Below are 19,627 nucleotides of genomic sequence, written 5' to 3'. Positions count from 1 at the left end.
CCCCGATAGCGGAGTGTCAGCCAATAAAGCTGTGACTGACCCACCACTAACTCGGGCAAGCCCGCTCCCACATTGGATCTCCTGCAGCCTTGAGTCAGCGCACCCCTCAGCCCTTGTCTACACTCAAAGACACCCCAGGAGAGTAAGCGCTCGGCGACTCGCCGGCACAGGAGTGCTCGATGTCTCCCCGATTTCATGGCAAGCAGCGCGGCGCCATTGGCTTGATGGCCGCCGGCGTATTGGCGGTGGTGTTGGCGTTTACCCTGCTGGTGATAGACAGCGGCCGTTTGTACCTGGAAAAGCGCAAGTTGCAAGGCGTGGCGGACACCGCAGCGCTGGAAGCCGTCAGCCGCAACGGCACCTGCCTGGCGGGGTTGAGTGCGGCGGCCTACGCCGGGCAAAGCGTGGCGCGCAATTATTTCGTGGTGGGCAACGGCAACACCCTGGTGACCAGCTGTGGCTCCGTCACCACTGGCGCCTCGGGCCAGCGCACGTTCAGCGCAAACCCCGCGTTGTCGTCAGCGATCCAGGTAGTGGCCAGCAAAACCGTCACGACCAGCGTGGCCGGCGGGGTGTGGGCACTGTTTTCCGGCAACCCGGTCAGCCTCAACACGGTCTTGTCAGCCACGGCGGTGGCGGCCAAGCCCACGCCATCCTTGGCCCAACTGACCATCAACAGCACGTTGGCCAGCGTCAACAGCGCCAGCGCAAGCCTGTTGAACCCCTTGTTCAGCGGCTTGCTCGGCGGCAACCTCAACCTGACGCTCGCCGGCTGGAATGGCTTGCTCAACACCAATATCAGCCTGCTCAGTTACCTCGACCAACTGGCGATCAACCTGGGCGTGACCGCAGGTAACTACACCCAACTGCTCAACACCAATGTCACCGCCTCGCAATTGATCCAGGCCGCGATCACGGTGCTCACCGCCAACGGCGCGACGGCGGATGTATTGACGGCCCTGGGCAGCTTGAAAATCGCCGCCATCAACCAGGCCCCGCTGACCCTCGGGCAGATCCTGCAGTTGCAGACGGGCATCACCGCCGCCGCGCTGAATGCCAACCTGCAGGTGTTCCAGCTGATTCAGGGCGTGGTGCAGTTGTCCAACAGCCAGAGTGCGGCTGCCGCGATCTTGCCCGTCAGCCTGCTGGGGCTGGCCAACATCACCACCCAGGTCAAAGTGATCGAGCCGCCGCAACTCTCGGCGATGGGTGACCCGGCGCTGGCCGCGGCCAACCCCCTGGGGCCGAATGCGATTTATGTGCGTACCGCCCAGGTGCGCACCGAGGTGACGGTCAGCCTGCCGGTGCTGAGCAGTTTGTCGGGGCTCACCACGGCCGTGAATAACCTGGTGGGGCCGCTGACGCCGGTGGTCAACAGCCTGTTGAGCCTGAACCTGGTGAGCACGATCAACTCGGCGCTGTGTTTGCTGGGGGCCGGCTGCCAACAACTGGATCTGCTGGCGTTGCCGGGTAACCTGCCGCTCAATATCGTGCTGGATGCCGGCGGCGCCAGCAGCTATGTCACCGCCTACAGTTGCCCGACGGGCAGCGCTGGCACCAAGAGCCTGACGGCCTACACCACCACCTCGCTGGCGTCGCTGAATGTGGGCGCTATCACCAATGCGTTTTCCAGCACGTTACCGATGACCGTGGCGCCTTTGGCGCTGATCGACATCGGCACCAAGACCTGCCATGAAATCCTCGGAGTCGGCACCTGCGGTACGCGTGTACCGTTCGCCGCCGGTGGCGTTGCGATCAAGGTGCTAAGCCCGATTGCGGCGAGCAATCAAACCCTGGTGTTCTCCAGTACTGCGCCATTCGCCACGCCGCCTAACGTGGGCCTCACCCCGACCTATCAGGCGGCCGCGCCGGCGACCAATGTGGTCAGCAGCCTGTCGACCACGCTTAATGGCGTAGGCATTACGGCGTACCAGCCGGTTGGCAGTAACCCGCTGGGCGCACTGGCGGCAAGCGTCGTGTCGCTGCTCGGTGGCGTCAGCGCCATCGTCACCCCGGTGGTGGATAGCCTGCTGGGCCCGCTGCTCAACCCGATCCTCAACAACCTGTTGAACATGTTGGGCATCAGCCTGACGAATGTGAACGTGGGCGCCAACCTCACCTGCGGCCAGACTGGTGAGGCCTACCTGGTGATCTAAGCGTCGGTGGCCCTGGGCAGTTCCACACAAAACCGTGCGCCCTGTTCTCCATTGCTGACGCTGAGGCGTCCGCCCATGTTCTCGACGATGCCGTAGCTCACCGACAGGCCCAGCCCGGTGCCCACGCCAATGGGCTTGGTGGTGAAGAACGGTTCGAAGATCCGCTCCAGCAAGCGTGGGTCAATGCCCCCGCCATTGTCCTCGACCCAGATGCGCACGTGACGGCTATCGTGTTCGGTGTGCACGGCGATCCACGGGCGCAACTCAGGGTTTTTTTCGCGCTGGCCCAGCAGGGCATCGCGGGCGTTGACCATCAGGTTGATCAGCACCTGTTCAAGCTGGTCGACGTAACCTTTGACCTGCACGGGAACGTCCGCCTGGGTCAGGCGGACTTCCACGCCTTTGCCGCGCAGGCCTTCGCTGAGCAGCGAGAGCGTGCCCTCAACTGCCTGCGCCGGGTCGAATGGTTGTTGCTCGACTTCCGAGCGGCGGCCGAACACGCGCATATGGTCCACCACCCGGGCTGCGCGTTGAACCTGGGCGTCGATGCGCTGGAGTTTTTCGGTGAGGTAGTCGACCTGCACGTTGCCACTGCCCAGGCGCTTGAGCACATTGACGACGGCCATGCGCATCACGTTCAGCGGCTGGTTGATCTCATGGGCAAGGCCCGTGGCCATTTCGCCGAGGGTGGCCATTTTTGCGCTTTGCGTCAGTTGCTGCTGCGAGCGACGCACTTCGGTGTTGTCGCGGCCCACGGCCTGCACCTCGACCAGGGCGCCGTGCTCATCGAACACGCCGCGGTCCGACCAGACCCACCAGGCGTGTTCGCGCCCAGGCAGTTGCAGGCTGATTTCGGCGGTGCTGACCGGGAACTCCGGAGTCAACTGCCGGATGCGCTGCACAAACGCCTCGCGCTGTTCGGCTGAGAGCCAGTCGCCCAGGTTCAGCCCGCGCAACTGTGCGGGACGGCATTCGAGGTAGTTGGCCAATGGCGTGTTGCCGAAGGTCAGGGTCAGGTCCGGGCGGTAGCGGCAGATCATCGCCGGGGAGTCTTCCACCAGAATTCGGTAACGCTCCTCGCTGGCTTTGACCTGTTGCGCAGCCACGGTCGCGTCGGTGACGTCCAGCCACAGGCCAATCGCTTCCACCGGCAGGCCCAGGTCGTCGCGCAGCAATTTGGCTTCATCAAGCAGCCAGTGGTAATTGCCCTGTTTGTCCTGCACACGGTAACGACTGCGCACGCTGCCTTCGCGCAGCAGTTGGCGCGTGCGCTGGAAGTACAGGTCGCGGTCGTCGGGATGCACCCACTGCACCAGGCTGTCGTGGCTGCACTCGGCGAGGGTGCGGCCCAGCAACGGCAGCAGGCTGTCACTGAAAAACACCGGCAGCAGCGCGCCGTTCACGTAGCGTTGCACGTAGATCACCGCCGGTGAGCTGGCAATCAGGTTATCCAGGCGAGCATGGGCGGCGTCGGCGTGCACCTGCTGGTTCTTGATGTCGCTGATGTCGAGCATGAACCCGACCCAGCGGCGTTGCTCACCCACGCCCAGCACTTGGCCCTGCACCCGATACCAGGTCGGCGGTTGGGCGCTGTCGCCACGGTTGAGGCGTACGCTGGCGAGCAAAGGCTTGCCCAGGGCTTGCAGGTCGCGCAGGCGGCTGTGCAGTTCCTCTCGGTCGGCGGGGTGGATGAGCGCCAGCCAGGTGTCGAGGGCTTGCCGGGTCGCGGCTTGCTCTGAGTCGATGTTGCGCATCAATTGCGGCGCAAGTTGGATCTCGGCGCTGGCGGGCAGCAACTCGAACCACCCGGTGCCCAACAGGCCTTGCAGGGCTTCGAGGCGCTCCAATTGTTGGTGGTGGCGTTGCTCGCGCAGGCGGCTGAGCAGCGGCGCGGCGATGGCGGCGGCGAGGTTCAGCCAGTCGCGGTCGCGCATGTGCGGCTGGCCGTTGTAGGCCCCGCACAGCAACCACGCGGCCACGCCCTGGCCATCGCGATACGGCACCAGAAACCCGTCGGCATTGCCGAATACGCTGTGCAAACGCGGGTGTTCTCCGCGTCCATAAGGCGCCTGCAAACTCAGTGGGGCAGTGCCGTTGAGGCTGTCCAGGCAGGTGCCGAGGCGCTGCCCGTTGTGCCAGAACAGCGGCGCATCATGGTTGGCGTACTGGCTGTAGATCACCCAGTCCTGGTCCTCTTGATCGAGCAGCGCGAGGGCCACACACGGGATGCGCCAGCGCTGCGCGACGCTGGCCAACTGTTCGTTGAACACGTCGGGCAGCCGGCTGAGGCTGCACACACGCAGGTGTTCACTCACAAGGCTGGCCAATTGCTGATCCTGTTCGCGCTGCTCGGCCAGGTGCCGGCCGTTGAGCAAATCGCCGATGTCCACGGCATGCAGCAGCCAGCCGTTATCCTGGGCTTCAATCGTGCCTCGCGTGTGCAGCACAAGCCCGGCGGCGCCACGGAAATCCAGGTCGAGGTTATGGCGCTGCCAATCGGCAGGAACGCCTTCAACCGCCATCGCGCTGTGGGCACACAGCAGGTCCTGGAGGGGCGGTGAGTCAGTGTATTGCGCCAGGTGTGAGCGCAGTGCACCGCTGATTTCGAGCACGCGGCCGTGCGCGTCCAACCACAGGTGCAGCCCGGCGACAGGCGACGCAGGCGTGTCCAGGGCCAGCGCGCTGCTTCGGCCGAGCAGGCGCCCGAAGAGTTTTTCCCCCGAGGTCAAAACTGCAGGCTCGAGGTTGCCTGCAGCGTCGTCGGCAGCTGCGGTACGGTGCCGATGCCGGGCAGGACAATAAAGGGCATTACCGCCTGCAGATTGGCCGTGGGGTAGTTGATCTTCACTAACAACAAGCCGCTGTTGAAGGTGGTGGTGACTTGCGTCGCAGCGTCGAATTTGTAGGCGGGCGGGATCCACAGCAAACGGTTGGCGACTGCGGTTTTGGCGGTGCTTTGCACGGCGGCGGCGTAGCCCTGCATGTTGGGGTCCAGCGCCACGCTCAGACGCACAGCTTCTGCCGTTGCCTGGTTGAACGACTGCAACAGCAGCAGCGGCAGGCTATAGCTGACCATGCCGTAGAACACGGCGAAAAAAATCACGAACACAGCAATGAATTCGATTGCTGCCGCGCCTTTTTGCTTATCCGGGAGGCTTGTTTTCATCACCGCGTCTACCCTGACGGCTACTACTTGATATCAGCATAGAATCAATCGGCAAAAAGGGATGTTTTTTACGTGATCCATGGCGCAGTGGTGATGGTGTGGTTGGTGCTGTGTGCAGTGCAGGATGCTCGGCAGCGGTTGCTCGCCAATCGTCTGACGCTGGGCGTTGCCTTGTTGGCGTTGGTCTACCTGCTCTGGACGGGCACCACCTGGCTGGGGGCGTCGACCGGGCAGGGGCTGTTGGCGTTTTTTCTGGCGCTGCTGCTGACCTTGCCTGGCTACGCCATCGGTCGTCTGGGAGCGGGCGACGTGAAGCTGCTCGCAGCGTTGGCGCTGGTGTCGGATGCGGAGTACTTGCTGTGGTCGTTTGTAGGGGCGGCAGTCGCCAATTTGCTCTGGCTGATCATTGCGCCAGCGCTTTGGCCGCATATGAATCAATATCTTAAAAAGCATATGGGTTATCTCGCGCCCGGTGCGTCAAAAAAGCAGCCATTCGCCCCGTTTTTACTGGTGGGTTTTGCCGTTGCGTGGTTTTGGATCCATTAGTCGTCAGCGGGTATTAACGCTATGTACATAGTCAGAAAGTGCGTCTACGTTTAATGAGGAGATGTACCGGATATGTGTCGTAAAGGGATGGTCAATCTTTTGGCTTGAAATGCATGGAGTAGCGCGTGAACAAGCTTACCTCTGCGGTAAAAGTGCTCGTTGTCGACGATCAGCCGCTGATCGTGGAAGAACTCTGTGAATTTCTTGAAAGCAGCGGTTACCGCTGCGTCCCCTGTGAATCCAGCCAACAGGCCGTGAAGCGTTTCAGCGAAGATGCCGAGATCGGCCTGGTGCTGTGCGACCTGCATATGCCGGAAATGGATGGGATCGAGTTGGTGCAGGCCCTGCAAAAAATCGCCGGTAAGCAGCGCGCGTTCGAAGCCATTATGTTGACCGGTCGCGCCGACAAGCAGGACGTGATCAAGGCCCTGCGTGCCGGCATCGCGGACTACTACCAGAAGCCCATCAACCTGCACGAGTTGCTCGAAGGCTTGCAGCGCCAGGACGCCGCGCTGCAAGAGCGCAAAAAGGACCTGCAACTGGGTAACTTGAATCAGAAACTGCAGTTTCTTTCCGAGTCCATCAACGACCTGTATCAGGACCTCGATAAAGTGCGCAGCAGTGGGCCTGGACGGGAAAGCGACGAGGCTTCGGCCGAGGATGCCGGGCCGGTGGAAATCCCGGCGATCTTCAACCAGTTGTCGCCACGCCAATTGGATGTCGCACGGCTGGTGGGCAAGGGGCAGACCAACTATCAGATCGCCTGTGAGTTGGGCATCACTGAAAACACGGTGAAGCTGTACGTGTCCCAAGTGCTGCGCCTGACGCACATGCACAACCGCACGCAATTGGCATTGGCGTTATCGCCAAATAATTCATCGCTGCGCCAGCGAGTGACGGCGCACTGATCGGCCTGGTTGGATGCAGTCAAAAATGTGGGAGCGGGCTTGCTCGCGAATGCAGTGTGCCAGTCACCCATAGGTTGGCTGATACACCGCATTCGCGAGCAAGCCCGCTCCCACATTAGAACTGCTGTGTGTCAGTGATAGATCAATTGCTGCCTCCGGTTTTCCCCCCCACCTTCTGCTCGAAATACTCCGGAATCGGATACTTGTAGCTGTCCAGCAAGCGCTGGTGCGCCTTGTCACGTTCGGCCGCGGACGCCTTCTGAGGTGTTTGCGACGCGGCGCTGCCCGTGACCTGCAGCGTCAGCCATTGCTCGGTCAGGGCCTGCTGGGGCGACGACGGGCCGGGCTCGATGGCCATGGCGCTGAAGGGCAACACGAGCATGGCCAGGCTGGCGAGATAAGGTGTTTTCATCATCAATTCCTCGGGGTGCTTGCGGCATCACTGACAGCGGCGACTTGATCCTTGGCTTTGGCGACGGGTGTGCTTGAGCCTTTGAGTTTCTCGGCGCGGGCCTGGGCTTCAGTGACTTGCTCGGGGCTCAGGCCCATCTGGCTGACCAGTTGCGCGGCCTGCTTCCAGTTGTCCTGATAAATCAACAGCGTCACCAGGTTGACCGCCGCCAGCGGGTCGCTCTGCTTGAGTTCCATGGCGGTCATGAATTCAAAGCGCGCGTCTTCCAGGCGCAGTTGGTTGAGGTACACCACGCCCAGGTCGTTGCGGATTTTCTCGTCGGTGGGCGCCAGTCGAGCGGCGCGTTGCAAGTGGGCCATCGCTTGCCCGTTATCACCCTTGGCCGAGGCGACCTGCCCCAGGCCGTGTTCGCCTTCGGCGGCCATGCAGGTGCCGATCAGGCTGCGGTACAACGGCTCGGCTTCGCTGCGCCCGAGCAGGCGATAGGCCTTGGCCTGGCGCAGGCGCACCTGGGGCAGATTGGCCGGCAAGCCTTGCAGGTTGGCGAGGCTGGCGTGCAGCTTGCCGTCGCCGGCCATTTCATCGGCCAGGTTCAGCGACAGCTCCTGATCGGAACTGGGCTTGGGGCAACTGCCGGTGCCGGTAAACGCGCCCCACGGGGTTTGGCCATTGGTGGCGCAGCCACTTAGCAGCAACAGGCTCAAACCGGCTATCAAGGCTTTCATCGGGCGCTCCTCATAAGTTACTCAAGGCCCGGGTGATGCCGATAAAGGCGGGTCCCCCGAGCACGATCAGCAAGGCGGGAAACAAAAACACCATCATCACCACGGACATTTTTGCCGACATCTTCGAGACGAATTCCTGGATCCGCGTGAGGCGTCGGTCGTCGAGCAATTGCTTGAGCGACAGCAGCGATTTCATCGCGCCGCCGCCTTGCTGAACCAGCTGCTGGAGGATGGTGCAGGTGTCGGTGAATTCATCCACGGCCAGCAGCCGCGCGGTCTTGCCCAGCTCCTCGCTCAGCTCAAGGCCCGAGTCGACCCGTGTCAGGATCAAACGCAACTCATGGGTCAGCGCCGGCAACAAGCGTTGCGCTTCAATGCTCAGCACACGCAGCGCTTGCTCAACCGCCATGCCGGATTCGAACAGGATGCGCAGCAGCGGAATGAAGGTCGATACCTCGCGGGAGATGCGCTGCTGGCGCGCCTTGGCGGCCCAGGCCAGAATGCGCTTGGGCAACAGATAACCGATGCCCAGGGCCAGCAACGGCGCCAGCCACGGCGAGCCGGTCGCGGGGTACATCACTTGCTGAACCACCAGGGTCATGATCAACAGCAGCAACGGCGTACCGACCTGGAAGGCGGCGAACATCGAGCGCTGGTTGGCTTTGCGCCAACCGACACGGTTGAGCAGGATCTGGGTTTCGTTGTCCAGGCTCACCGAGCGTTGCGCGAGCGGGCTGCTGCCCAGCTGGCGCATCAGCGTGCCGAACCTGTGTTCGCGCGCCATCTGGCCCTGCAACCGTTGGGCAACCAGGCGCTGGCCGCGCCGGTGTTTTATCAGGTTGGCCAGCACTAACCCGAGGGCGGCGATAAACAGTACAGCGCTGATCAGCAGTGCAATCGCCATCTCATACGCTCCGCAACATGCGCCACAAGGTGAAGCAGCCCAACAACTGCATCACCAGCGCCACGAACAACAGAATGCGCCCGGTGCCGTCGTTCCACATGGTCATCAGGTACGCGGGGTTCACCGCCAGGAAGTAGCCGATCATCGAGATCGGCAGGGCGGTGAGCACATAGGCCGTGACGCGCGTTTCGCCGGTCAAGGCGCGCAGCTGGCGGGCGGCTTGCTCACGTTCGCGGATCATCTTGATCAGGTTTTCCAACAGCTCGCTGGCGTTGCCGCCATAGCGGTGGTTGACCTTCAAACCCAGCGCGAACAGGCGAAACTCATCGCGCTCGTAAAATTCGGCAAAGTCGTGGGCCGACTCCGGCAGGCTCACGCCCAGCTGCACGTTGCGCCGGATACGGCCCATGGCGTGTTGCAGCGGGTCTTCGGTAATCTCGATGCCGCCCAGCACCGCGTCGGCCAGGGTACGCCCGGCCTTGAGGCTGCGCACGGTGTGGTCGAGCAATTGCGGCAGTTGTTCGATCATGCGCTTGATCCGCCGTTGATAGCGCCAGGCGATGTACAGGCGCAGTACCAGCAGCGGCAACACCACCATCACCAACAGACCGATCCAGCCGGCAACCAGCAGGCCCAGGACTGCGCCCAGCGCCCAGATCGCCAGCCACACGCCGAGGTTGTCACTGGGTTTGCCCAGGCCTGCGCGCAGGAACATGCGCTCCACGCCGCTCCACTGGCCGTTCTCTTCAACGAGCTGCGGCTGGCCTTCGGCAAGGCGGCCGAGCACGCGTTCGGTCTGGGCGCGGCGCAAACCGATCTGGAAGGAGCGAATCGACAGGCCGATCAGAATCAGGCAGATGAGCAACAGGATGGCCCCGGTCATGCTTGCGTCCCCTTCAAGGCAGTAACGGTTCGCGGCGCAGCTTTTCACCGGCCGGGTTGACCGCCTCGCGCAGAAAGCCGAAGCCGGTGCGCCGGTCATGGCGGAACAGGGTGTTGGTCACGTACACGTCTTCACGGATGCCGACCACCTCGACCACTTCGCTGACGCAACGACGGCCGTCCGGCAGGCGGGTCAGTTGAATCACCACATCCAGCGCCGCACAGATCATTTGTCGCAGGGTTTTCTCCGCCACCACACGGCCGGTCAAGCCCACCAGGGTTTCCAGGCGCAGCAAGGCATCGGCCGCGTTGTTGGCGTGCACGGTACTCATGGAACCGTCGTGGCCGGTGTTCATGGCGGTCAGTACATCTAGCACTTCCACGCCGCGAATCTCACCCAGAATGATGCGGTCGGGGCGCATCCGCAGGGCGTTGCGGATCAGGTCGCTGGCTTTCACCTCACCATGGCCCTCGGCGTTCGGCGGGCGGGTTTCCAGGCGCACGACGTGAGGGTGACCCAGTTGCAGTTCGGCCACGTCTTCGATGGTGACGAGCCGCTCATGCGGGTTGATCAGCTGGCTGAGAATATTCAGCAGCGTGGTTTTACCGGTGCCGGTGCCGCCGCTGATCAGGATGTTGCAGCGCTTGCCCACCGCCTCCTGGAAGAAGTCGAAGATGTTCTGGTCGATGGTCTGCATGGCCACCAAATCGCTGCTCTTGAGCATGTCCTTGCGAAACTTTCGAATCGACAGACACGGCCCGTCCAGGGCAATCGGCGGGATGATCGCATTGACCCGGCTGCCATCGGGCAGGCGCGCATCCACCATGGGCGACGACTCGTCCAGACGCCGACCCAGAGGCGCGAGGATGCGCTGCATAACGCGCTCCACGTGGTGCGCGTCGATAAAGCGCAGGTCACTTTGATGCAGCACACCGTCCCGCTCGATAAACACTCGGTGCGGGCCGTTGACCAGGATTTCCGTCACCGACGGGTCGCGCAGCAGCACTTCCAGTGGGCCGAAACCGGTCAGTTCATCGACGATTTCTTCGGCCAGGCGCTCCATTTCATAGCGCGAGATCGCCAGGTGCATGCGGTTGATGTATTCGGCCACCTTGTCGATGACAAATTGCGCCAGCAGCGGGCGTGAGCCTTCCAGCAGATTCTTGCCCGACTCTTCGATGGCATCGATGATGTACCGATGCAGCACCAGCTTGAGCCCATCGTGGTCGGTGTTGCCACCGATGCCGCGAGCGGGGGCGCCGAAGAGTTTTTCGCCGTTCATTTGCCGGTGCCCAGCAGGCGGTCAAGCCAGTTGTGAGAAGGTTTTTTCATGCCTTCCGAGCGTTTTGCCAGGCGTTCGCCCAGGGTTTTCAGGCCAAGGGTCAGCGGTTCTCGCGGGGCCAGGGCGAACAAGGTTTGCCCTTGGTTTTTCGCATTCAGGCGTACCTCCGGGCTCAGTGGCAACACGGCAATTACCTCCAGCCCAAAGCTCTTTTCCAGCGCCTCGGAATCGGGGGCGCAGCTTTTGATGTAGCGATCGACCAGCAGCTTGGCGTGCTCCAGTTTCATGCCTTTTTCGCGCCACTGGTTGAGTATCGCGAGGTTGCGACGGCAGTCGAGCACGCTTTGATCGGTGCACCACAACAGCTTGTCGCAGTGGCTGACAAAGGTGCGCAGCGCTTCGCTGTCCTGCTGGCCGGCAAGGTTGACCACGATGTGCTGGAAGTGCTGGCGCAGGGCGCTGAGCAGCATGTACAGCTCGGCGGCGCTGGTCTGCTCCAGCGGCTCATCGTTGGGGGCGTAGGCGAGGATGCGCAGGCCGTCCTCGGCAGAGGTGAAGGCGCTGTTGATCAAGGTCGCGTCCAGCCGCCGCAGGTGGCGCAGGGCATCGCCAAAATTGAACGAGCTTTCCAGCCCCAGCAGCGCCAGGCTGTCACCGCGTGGCAGGCCCAGGTCCAGCAGCAGGGTTTGCTGGCCGCTCTTTTGTACAACCAGCGCCAAGTGACCTGCGAGCAAGGCGCCGTCGGCATTGCTTTGAGTGCCGTACAGCACCGTGAGGCCGCCCAGTTGGGTGTTGGTGGTCACGGGCGGCAGGCGTTTACTCAGGCGGCGCACCAGCCCGGCCACTTCGCTTGAGCGTGAACCATAGGCGACAAAATCCCGCGCCCCGGCGCGCATCGCATTGAGCACCAACTGGTTGTCCATGCCGTCACCGAGGGCGACGATGGCCAGCATCGGTTTGGCTTCCAGCGCGCCTTCGATCAGCGCGCTCTGGGCCACCACATGCTCGCGGTCGAGGCCGATAAACACCAGGTTGGCGAAGGTCACATCGACCAGCGCCAGTAACTCGTCCAGTGTGCCGCTGCCGGCACTGACCACTTGGCCAAGCGGTGCCAGCGCGCCCTGCAGCCACTCAAGGTCAGTGGTGTTGCGGGTGATTGCCAGGAAGGTCTGGCTCAGGCTATCGCTCATTGTGATAACCCATTGTTGCGGTCGAAATTGCCGTTTTCCAGGAAGTACAGGCGGTACCAGTTCGGGTCGTAGTTGCGCAGGTTCTCGCCAGGCAACGACGGCAGTTGGGCGTTGGCGGCCAGCGGCTGAACCAGGTGCGGCGTGACGATCATCAACAGCTCTTTGTCCTGGCGGTTGACCGAGGAATCGCGAAAGAACGCGCCCAGGATCGGGATGTCACCCAGGCCCGGAAACTTGCTGATGTTGGTGGTGTTGTTGCTGCTGATCAGGCCGCTGATCACGAAACTCTCGCCATCGGCCAGGGACACGCTGGTGTCGGTGCGGCGGATGGTCAGCGCCGGTACCTGGATGTTTTGAATGACCACGGCGTTGGTGTAGTCCAGCTCGCTGACTTCCGGTGCCACCTTGAGGGAAATCCGGTTGCGGTCGATGACGGTGGGGGTCAGGGTCAGGCGAATGCCGAACTCTTTGTACTCGATGGAGATGGTGTCACTGCCGCTGCTGGGCACCGGGATCGGGATCTCGCCACCGGCGAGGAAGGTCGCGCTTTGCCCGCTCATGGCCACCAGGCTTGGGCGTGCCAGGGTGTAGGCAAAGCCGCTGCTTTCCAGGGCGTTGATCATCGCCGAGACACGCCCGCCGCCAAAGCCGATGTTGAACTGGTCAGCGCTCACCGGCAGCTTGAAGGTGCTGGACGTGGGAAATAACAGGTTGGGGCTGCCGAGGAAGAAGTTTTTGCCCATGCCCAGGATCTTGGTGCTGGCTTCCTTGAGTTTGGTGCGGCTGACCTCGACAAAGCGGATGTCGGTCTGCACTTGGCTGGGCAGCGAGGGGTCGTCCGCTGGCGCCAGTGACAGGCTGGTCAGCGCCGCTGTGGCTTTGCCTTTGACAAACACCATGCTCTGGCGCGGCGTGTTGGAGCAGGCGGTCCAAACCATCAGGCTGGTGGTGCCGGAGGCGATGCCGGTCAGCAGGAAGCCGCGATCGCCGTTGAGGTGCACGTCGGCGATTTTCGGGTCGCCGATGGCCAGGCGCGTGATCGCCACCGGTGATTGCAGCTCCTGTTGCAGTCCTTCGCCCACCGAAAGGGCTGCGGGTAATTGGCCCAAGCTACTGCAGTTGCCGGTGGCGGCCACGGCCCCGCCCACCGACAGGTTCGACAGCAGCAGGGCACAGGCAATTTTCAGCGTGAACACCGGTGCGAAACGTCGGCTCATGCACAGCATCCTTGTTCAATCAGGCGTTTGTTGGGTGGCTTGGTTGCCGCGGATCACCTCCACACCGGTGCGGTGCGGAGCGCTCTGGGCGACTTTTTTCGGGGCTTGGGCAAAGGCCAGTTGCGTGAACTGGTAAAGGTCGCGATTAGCGCTTTGCAGCTTGTCCGGTGCGTTGCTTTCGCCGGCCCAGTACTGGCTCAGCAAGCGTTCGTCGGCACTGCGCACGGCCAGGCGCAAAGTGCCGGCCTGGGAGGCAAGCATCAGTCGGCTCAGCAGTTGCTCGGGCACCGCCAGCACAACCGTGCGCGAGGGTGCACGGCGTTGGGCTTTTTCTTCGGCGGTCATCGCCGGCGGGGAGGCGGGAGTGCCGTCGTTGGTCAGGCCCATTTGGTCGCCGACGCTGAGCAAGCGCATGGCGGGGACGACCACTTGGGCCGATTGTTCGAGGTTGGCGGTGTCCTGGCGCAGGTAGAGCAACACGTCCACGTAGTCGCCGGGACTCAATTGGCCGGCGGCGCCGATCACTTCATCCACGGCCACCGCCAGGGCGCGTTCGTCAGGGCGGATCATGCGCGCCAGCGGCCCGCCGGGCGTGAAGCTTTCTTCGTTGAGCCAAGTGCCGGCCTGCAATGCGCGCCAGGGCGTGCGGCCAATGGCCTGGTCGACACTGGTCATGCTGCCAGCCGGCACGGTGCGCAGTTTTTCTACACTGAGGTCGGCGGCATTCAGGGCGACAAAGGGCGGTACATCGTGGGCCAGTACGACCACTGGCTGGCGGGTCTGGTCTTCCACCACGGCGACGGCTTTTTCGACCGGCGCGGTCTGTGGAGGCGGTGGCGGCGCCGGGGCAGGTTCACGACTGAGCACCAATCCCCAATAACCGGCAAACAGTGCACCGACCAAAAGCACGCCGGCCAGTATCATACTCAGACGTGTGTTCACGACGGCTCTCCCTTTCCTGTTGCACCACAGCCTGTCTATCCGAACAGGCTAATCACGCAACCGGCTGCTATGAACAGCGGACTAACTATTTCGCTATTTGAAGGTAGTTCAGCTAGGACGAAATGCCATTACTGACAGAAAGATTTCTTCGCCCCGCCATAACTAGCCTTTTAAATCACGGATTTAAGGCGTCAGTAAGGCGACCTCTACTTTGTAATTAATCAGTTCTTACAGTTGTGAGCGCGTGGTTTGTTGACAATGCTCAGGTGGCACATCGCAATTACTGTGCAGGACACTGTGATAGGGCGCCTGGTCGCCAAAGGAGCAGTACAAATGATCCTTGATCTGTTGATTAAACTTCACGTTCAACTCCAGCTGCTTTTTCATCGCAAGGAAGGCGCCACGGCGATTGAATACCTCATTCTCGTGGCAATTGTGGCGTTGGTGATACTGGCAGCCGGTACTACGCTAGGACCGAAGATCACGACGTTCTTTGGCAAAATCCAGACCGCCATTACCACAACGTAAATAATGATTGTGCAAACCCTTGATTGGGCGTTAAGTCGCCAGAGGAGAAGTACGATGGTCCTTGATCTGTTGATGAAACTGCATGTTCAGCTTCAGCTGCTCTTGCGCAATAAAGAGGGGGCGACGGCGATTGAATACCTCATCCTCGTGGCTATTGTGGCGTTGGTGGTACTCGCCGCAGGCACGACACTGGGGCCTCAGATCACGACCTTCTTCGGTAAAATTCAGAGCGCCATTACCACGACGTAAGTCGCAGGCAGCATCTTGTGAGTACGCTCGTTATTGATCGGCTATGCCAGGTAGTGCCCATGAATGCTGCATCTGCACCTTTACGCCAACAGATCCTGTTGGTGGATGACGAAGAAGATGCCCTCGTAGAACTGGCGGAGTCGCTGGAGAACGAGGGCTTCGTTTGTTTTACCGCCACCTCCGTGACCTTCGCGCTGCAGGAGCTGACCCTCAACCCTGACATCGCGCTGGTCATCACCGACCTGCGCATGCCTGAAGAAAGCGGGATCTCGCTGATCAGGCGCCTGCGCGAACATACCGATCGCCAACACCTGCCGGTCATCGTGATGTCGGGCCATGCCGAGATGGATGACGTCAGCGACATGCTGCGCCTGCAGGTGCTGGACCTGTTTCGCAAACCCATCTATCTGGTGCGGTTGATCGATACCCTCAACAGCCTGTTTCCGCTGATCAAACACAAACTGTAGGCGCGGGCTTTCTGCGGCCAGAGGCCTGCCTGTGGCTAGCGTGCTTGTCTGTGGCGAGCGGGCTTGCCCCGCGTTGCGCTGCGAAGCAGCGCCAAAAAACCTGCCAACGCGGTTTTGACTGGGAAAATGCGGCGTCTGGGTCAGGGCCGCTTCGCGACCCAACGCGGGGCAAGCCCGCTCGCCACGGATAAGACCCTGGCGACAGATCAGCCCATTGGCTAAGGACAAGCCACTGACTACAGATAAGTCCACTGGCCAAAGACAAGTCTATTGGCCAGGAACACGCCTGCTCCCGCAAACACTCAAAGTTGATAGCTGAAACTCAGTGTATACCGCGGCCGCCGGTTGAAGCTGTCCAGGGCGATGTCCGACATCGGCTTGGCGGCTTCAAGGGCGATGTTGTAGTACTTGTTGTCGCCAAAGCGCAGTCCCACAGCCGCCGACGACATGTCGTTACCTTTGACCGGCAGCTCGTTGAACCAGGTTTTGGCGCGGTCGAGCACCACGTAGGGTTGCAGGACCTTTACCCAATCGCCGGCACGGTTGAAGCTGTAGTTGACCTCATAGGCCACGCCCCAACCCTTGTCGCCCGAGGCTTGGTCGTCGGGATAGCCGCGGCCGAAATTCTGCCCGCCGAAGGTGGCGCGTTCACTGTCGGGCAAAGTGTCGTCGCTCCAGTAGAACGCCCCCGACAGCACACCTTGCCAGTTATCGAAAAACTTGTCGCTTTGCACGCCGGACAGGCGCAGGCGGAAGAAGTCCAGGTCAGGCTTGGTGACTTCCAGGTCGCTGCGGGTAGTGGCCCCCAGACCATTGATGCCTTGGTACAGGCCGGCGCTGAGGATGCGTAATTGGCGAGTGTCGGCTTTGCGCCAGTCGGCCTCGAACGCCAGCGCGCGCAGATTGGTTTCGATGTCGAATCGGTTGGGGTAGCCCACCAGTTGATAGCGCGTGGTCTGGTCAACGGCATACAGGCGTGTACCCAGGGTCAAGGATTCGGTGGGTGAGGCAATCAGCGGGTGGCTGAGGCCAATGGTGTAGCGATCGATCGCCTGATGTGGCTTGAGTTCGAAGCCGCCGTCCAGCTGTATGTTGCTTTTGGGGTCGGCGCGGTAGCGCTCGGCGCCCAAGACCAGCTGGCTGCCCTCGGCATTGATGAACTGGCTGTAGCCCACACGGTAGTAGTGTTCTTTATCGTCGCCCGGCGGGAACAGGCCGCTGACGTTGAGCTGTTCGCCCATGGAGGTCTGGGAGTTGCTGGTGGCGGTGAGCAGGGCTTGAGTGCCGCCACGGTTTTCGTCGACCAGGCTCATGCTGGTAGTAAACGGCTTGCGTGTGGCTTCGATTTTCATGTGCGTGGCGCCATCCGTGGTGCCCGGCGGTGGCACTTGCGCTTGCAGGGTTACGCCGGGGATACGGCCCATCAGGGTGGTATAGCGCTCGAACGTCTTGCGCGTGAGCGGCCGTTCGGCCAACAGTTTTTCTGCCAGTTTATCGACGTAGGCCGACACCGAGCCGATGTCGCCGCTTTGCTGATAATCCTTGATGTAACCCTCCACCAATACCACGCGCACCAGGCCGTTTTCGAAGGACTGTTGCGGCAGGAACGCGTAGGACAACAGGTAGCCGTCGTCCTGATAGCGACGGGTGATGCTGCGGGTGGCTTCGATCAGTTGCGCAAGGTTGGTCTCATGGCCAATCAGCGATGCGTAGGCCTTGGCCGTGTCCGTCAGTGGGTAGATCGTACCGCCCTCGATCTGCAGCTTGCGGATGGTGACTTTGGTGTCCATCTGCAACGGCTGGTTCTGGGTCGCAGGCGCTTGCGGCACCTGGGTTTGGGGTGTGACCGGTCGATAGGCATCGGCGGGAAGGTTGGGCACCGGCAGGGTGCGAATGGTGTCGTTGCTGTTAAGAAAGCTGGGAAGGGTCTCGGCCTGGACGTAGGCACTGAGGGTTAGCAATAACAACGGCGTCAACACGCGCATAGGACACTCCATGGTCAAACTGCAGCAGCGTTTCGGGCCCGCCGGTTTCTTGGACGCGGTGCGGGAGGGCGCGGCAGTCGTTAACGCCAGCCCATAAAAAAGACGAGAGACTGATAAGGGTCTCTCGTCTCAACCAAGCGTAGGCGCTGTAGGGGAGGCCGTCTAATCGGCCAGGTGCAATTCTATTTTTTGCCGGTCAGGCCGTTGAGCAAACCTCCCAGACCGCCGCTTGTGCCAGTGCTTGCACTGCCATTGGCCGAAGTGCTGGCGCCAGCGCCTACGGTCAGCCCACCGAGCAGACCACCACTGCCACCTGCGCCACTGGTGCCGCCGGTGACCAGGCCGCCCACTGCGCCTACGGTGTTGCCGACGGCCGTGACGGTGGTGCCTACAGCGTTAGTGATCGGGTTGGCATTGGCGGCGGTCAGGTTGGTGCCTATACCGCTGACTGCGCCGCCGACTTGAGTCACCAGGCCGTTGACGGGAGCGCCGACACCTGTGGTGGTGCCGATGTTTTGCGTCAAGGTGCTAACCCCGGTCGTCACAGGATTGAGCGCCGCGCCGACGTTAGTGGCCAAGCCAGCCACCGGTGCGGTGGCGGCGGTGTTGGCGACGCCGGTGCCGCCCAGCACGGTGCCGAGCGAGGCGACCGTGTTGCCCACTGCGCCACCGGTTACACCCGCTGCACTCACTGTGCCGTTGGTGTTGCCGGCATTCAGACCATTACCCACGTTAGCCACCAGGCCACCGACAAACTCCGGCAAGCCAGGCGCCGCAGCGCCACTGGCTGGGGCGACATAACCACCCGACTTGTCGAGCACGCCACCGACGCCGGTCAGCGCACCGCCGACGATCGTGGTGACCGGGTTGCCGGCGCCGCCGGCGCTGGCAACCTGGCCGCCCAGGCCGGTGACCGTGGCGCCAACTTTATCCAGCACACCATTGACCGGGTTGCCCAGGCCCGTTGCCTTGCCGAGGTTGCCGGTGGTGTTTTCCACCAGGGACACCACCGGCACCAGTACTTTGCCGCCAACGGTGTTAGTCAGCGAACCCAATGGGCCCGTGGTACTGGACGTGCTGAGGGTGTCGCCGAGCATCGTGACTGCTTGACCGACGTTATTCACCAGCCCCCCCGCCGCAGTGCCCACACCACCGGTCAGGCCGCCGACAACAGGGATGCCACCCAGTGTGGTGCCCAGGGATTTGCCAGCGCCTGAAACACCGGTGCCCAGGTCGGCAACGCCGTTGGCCACACCGGCAACCGTTTTGCCCAGGGAGTTGCTGTCAGTGCCCAATGAGCCCAGACCGGTCGTTACACCGCTGCCGATGCTGGTCACCGCAGTACCGGCGGAGGTCACCAGGCCGCCAGCGGTGACGCCGACGATAGGAACGCCGTTCAGGGTCGAGCCAATTTCACCGACCGCTGTACCGACATTGCCCACCGTGGTGCCCAAGGTGCCAGCAATCTGGCCTGTTACCAGTGGAGTTGTAATCGAGCCGGTGCCGCCACCAGTGCCACCGCCGGTGCCGCCTCCAGTGCCGCCGCCAGTACCACCACCCGTGCCACCGCCGGTGCCGCCACCAGTGCCACCGCCAGTTCCGCCACCAGTGCCACCGCCGGTTCCGCCATCAGTGCCACCGCCAGTTCCGCCGCCAGTTCCGCCGCCGGTGCCTCCACCAGTGCCACCATCAGTACCGCCGCCGGTTCCACCGCCAGTGCCGCCGCCGGTGCCTCCACCAGTGCCACCATCAGTACCGCCGCCGGTTCCACCGCCAGTGCCGCCACCGGAGCCACCGCCTGTACCGCCTCCGGTACCTGTGCCGGCGCCTGCGTCAGGCGACGACGCGGCCACGCTGCTGTGATGTCCACCGCCACCGCTGCTGCAGCCACCGAGGCTCATCGCCATGATCAGGGCCAGCGCAGTACTTGCTTTCCATAGCACTACTTGAGTTTGAGTTTTCATGATTGAGTTCCCTTGCACCTGTACAACCGTGGTTGTTTCAAACGCTCGTTACTTCTAGGGATAGCGATACGTTTGTCCGTGGGGTTATCACAGACCCGGGCAC

General features: G+C 62.2%; 18 protein-coding genes. 6 read left to right on the top strand and 12 right to left on the bottom strand.

The features are described 5' to 3' along the window. Positions 1 to 179: 179 nt before the first annotated feature. Positions 180 to 2,156, top strand: a complete 1,977-nt coding sequence (locus ACM530_RS06720; RefSeq protein ID WP_416364477.1) for a pilus assembly protein TadG-related protein — start codon at positions 180 to 182, stop codon at positions 2,154 to 2,156. On the opposite strand, the gene ACM530_RS06715 is transcribed toward ACM530_RS06720, so the two are convergent. Continuing rightward, the gene (locus ACM530_RS06715) at positions 2,153 to 4,885 is read right to left on the bottom strand and encodes an ATP-binding protein (RefSeq protein WP_416364476.1); all 2,733 of its coding nucleotides are present in this window, start codon (positions 4,883 to 4,885) and stop codon (positions 2,153 to 2,155) included. The two genes, ACM530_RS06720 and ACM530_RS06715, sit on opposite strands and share 4 nt — an antisense overlap. After that, positions 4,882 to 5,322, bottom strand: a complete 441-nt coding sequence (locus ACM530_RS06710; RefSeq protein WP_145160327.1) for a TadE/TadG family type IV pilus assembly protein — start codon at positions 5,320 to 5,322, stop codon at positions 4,882 to 4,884. The genes ACM530_RS06715 and ACM530_RS06710 overlap by 4 nt, the downstream gene beginning before the upstream one ends. Positions 5,323 to 5,394: 72 nt before the next feature. Between ACM530_RS06710 and ACM530_RS06705 the strand changes: the two genes are divergently transcribed. Both ACM530_RS06705 and ACM530_RS06700 read left to right on the top strand, forming a co-directional pair. Continuing rightward, positions 5,395 to 5,868, top strand: a complete 474-nt coding sequence (locus tag ACM530_RS06705; RefSeq protein ID WP_416364475.1) for a prepilin peptidase — start codon at positions 5,395 to 5,397, stop codon at positions 5,866 to 5,868. A gap of 125 nt (positions 5,869 to 5,993) precedes the next feature. Next, on the top strand, positions 5,994 to 6,776 hold the full coding sequence (locus ACM530_RS06700; protein ID WP_242199087.1) for a response regulator transcription factor: 783 nt from the start codon (positions 5,994 to 5,996) through the stop codon (positions 6,774 to 6,776). A gap of 142 nt (positions 6,777 to 6,918) precedes the next feature. Here ACM530_RS06700 and ACM530_RS06695 read toward each other — a convergent pair whose 3' ends face one another. Genes ACM530_RS06695 through cpaB form a run of 8 tightly spaced genes read right to left on the bottom strand, consistent with a single transcriptional unit; the run spans position 6,919 to position 14,331 of the window. Then, positions 6,919 to 7,188, bottom strand: coding sequence for a DUF3613 domain-containing protein (locus ACM530_RS06695; protein ID WP_242199090.1), 270 nt, complete (start codon positions 7,186 to 7,188; stop codon positions 6,919 to 6,921). Positions 7,189 to 7,190: 2 nt separating this feature from the next. Continuing rightward, a complete protein-coding gene (locus tag ACM530_RS06690; protein WP_369301510.1) occupies positions 7,191 to 7,913 on the bottom strand; it encodes a tetratricopeptide repeat protein in 723 nt (240 codons plus the stop codon). Between the two features lie 10 nt (positions 7,914 to 7,923). Next, positions 7,924 to 8,817 (bottom strand): type II secretion system F family protein, encoded by an 894-nt coding sequence (locus ACM530_RS06685; protein ID WP_416364474.1) that lies wholly within the window; start codon positions 8,815 to 8,817, stop codon positions 7,924 to 7,926. A gap of 1 nt (position 8,818) precedes the next feature. Next, complete coding sequence (locus tag ACM530_RS06680; RefSeq protein ID WP_416364473.1) at positions 8,819 to 9,700, bottom strand: type II secretion system F family protein; 882 nt, start codon at positions 9,698 to 9,700, stop codon at positions 8,819 to 8,821. A gap of 13 nt (positions 9,701 to 9,713) precedes the next feature. Beyond that, on the bottom strand, positions 9,714 to 10,982 hold the full coding sequence (locus ACM530_RS06675) for a CpaF family protein (protein WP_145160341.1): 1,269 nt from the start codon (positions 10,980 to 10,982) through the stop codon (positions 9,714 to 9,716). Continuing rightward, positions 10,979 to 12,172, bottom strand: a complete 1,194-nt coding sequence (locus ACM530_RS06670) for an AAA family ATPase (RefSeq protein WP_416364472.1) — start codon at positions 12,170 to 12,172, stop codon at positions 10,979 to 10,981. Before ACM530_RS06670 ends, ACM530_RS06675 begins: the two co-directional genes overlap by 4 nt. Beyond that, positions 12,169 to 13,389: a type II and III secretion system protein family protein gene (locus tag ACM530_RS06665; RefSeq protein WP_416364471.1), complete on the bottom strand. Its 1,221-nt coding sequence runs from the start codon at positions 13,387 to 13,389 to the stop codon at positions 12,169 to 12,171. The genes ACM530_RS06670 and ACM530_RS06665 overlap by 4 nt, the downstream gene beginning before the upstream one ends. A 15-nt stretch (positions 13,390 to 13,404) precedes the next feature. Then, positions 13,405 to 14,331: a Flp pilus assembly protein CpaB gene (gene cpaB / locus ACM530_RS06660; RefSeq protein ID WP_416364470.1), complete on the bottom strand. Its 927-nt coding sequence runs from the start codon at positions 14,329 to 14,331 to the stop codon at positions 13,405 to 13,407. Between the two features lie 333 nt (positions 14,332 to 14,664). Here cpaB and ACM530_RS06655 point away from each other — a divergent pair, with 333 nt between their 5' ends. From ACM530_RS06655 to ACM530_RS06645, 3 genes are read left to right on the top strand one after another with little or no spacing between them, the layout of a single operon-like run. Then, positions 14,665 to 14,859, top strand: a complete 195-nt coding sequence (locus tag ACM530_RS06655; protein ID WP_119737765.1) for a Flp family type IVb pilin — start codon at positions 14,665 to 14,667, stop codon at positions 14,857 to 14,859. Positions 14,860 to 14,913: 54 nt separating this feature from the next. Continuing rightward, positions 14,914 to 15,108, top strand: coding sequence for a Flp family type IVb pilin (locus tag ACM530_RS06650; RefSeq protein ID WP_145160347.1), 195 nt, complete (start codon positions 14,914 to 14,916; stop codon positions 15,106 to 15,108). A gap of 59 nt (positions 15,109 to 15,167) precedes the next feature. Next, entirely contained in the window at positions 15,168 to 15,575 is a 408-nt protein-coding gene (locus ACM530_RS06645) for a response regulator (protein WP_145160348.1), read from the top strand. Positions 15,576 to 15,877: 302 nt separating this feature from the next. On the opposite strand, the gene ACM530_RS06640 is transcribed toward ACM530_RS06645, so the two are convergent. After that, positions 15,878 to 17,560, bottom strand: a complete 1,683-nt coding sequence (locus ACM530_RS06640; protein WP_145160350.1) for a ShlB/FhaC/HecB family hemolysin secretion/activation protein — start codon at positions 17,558 to 17,560, stop codon at positions 15,878 to 15,880. Positions 17,561 to 17,742: 182 nt separating this feature from the next. After that, positions 17,743 to 19,524: a collagen-like triple helix repeat-containing protein gene (locus ACM530_RS06635; RefSeq protein WP_416364469.1), complete on the bottom strand. Its 1,782-nt coding sequence runs from the start codon at positions 19,522 to 19,524 to the stop codon at positions 17,743 to 17,745. Positions 19,525 to 19,627 lie beyond the last annotated feature (103 nt).

Origin of the sequence: Pseudomonas sp. NFX183, assembly GCF_047943075.1 — a bacterium.
GTDB lineage: Bacteria > Pseudomonadota > Gammaproteobacteria > Pseudomonadales > Pseudomonadaceae > Aquipseudomonas.
The sequence above is the reverse complement of the archived record's forward strand: the minus strand, read 5'-3'. Positions and strand labels throughout refer to the sequence as shown.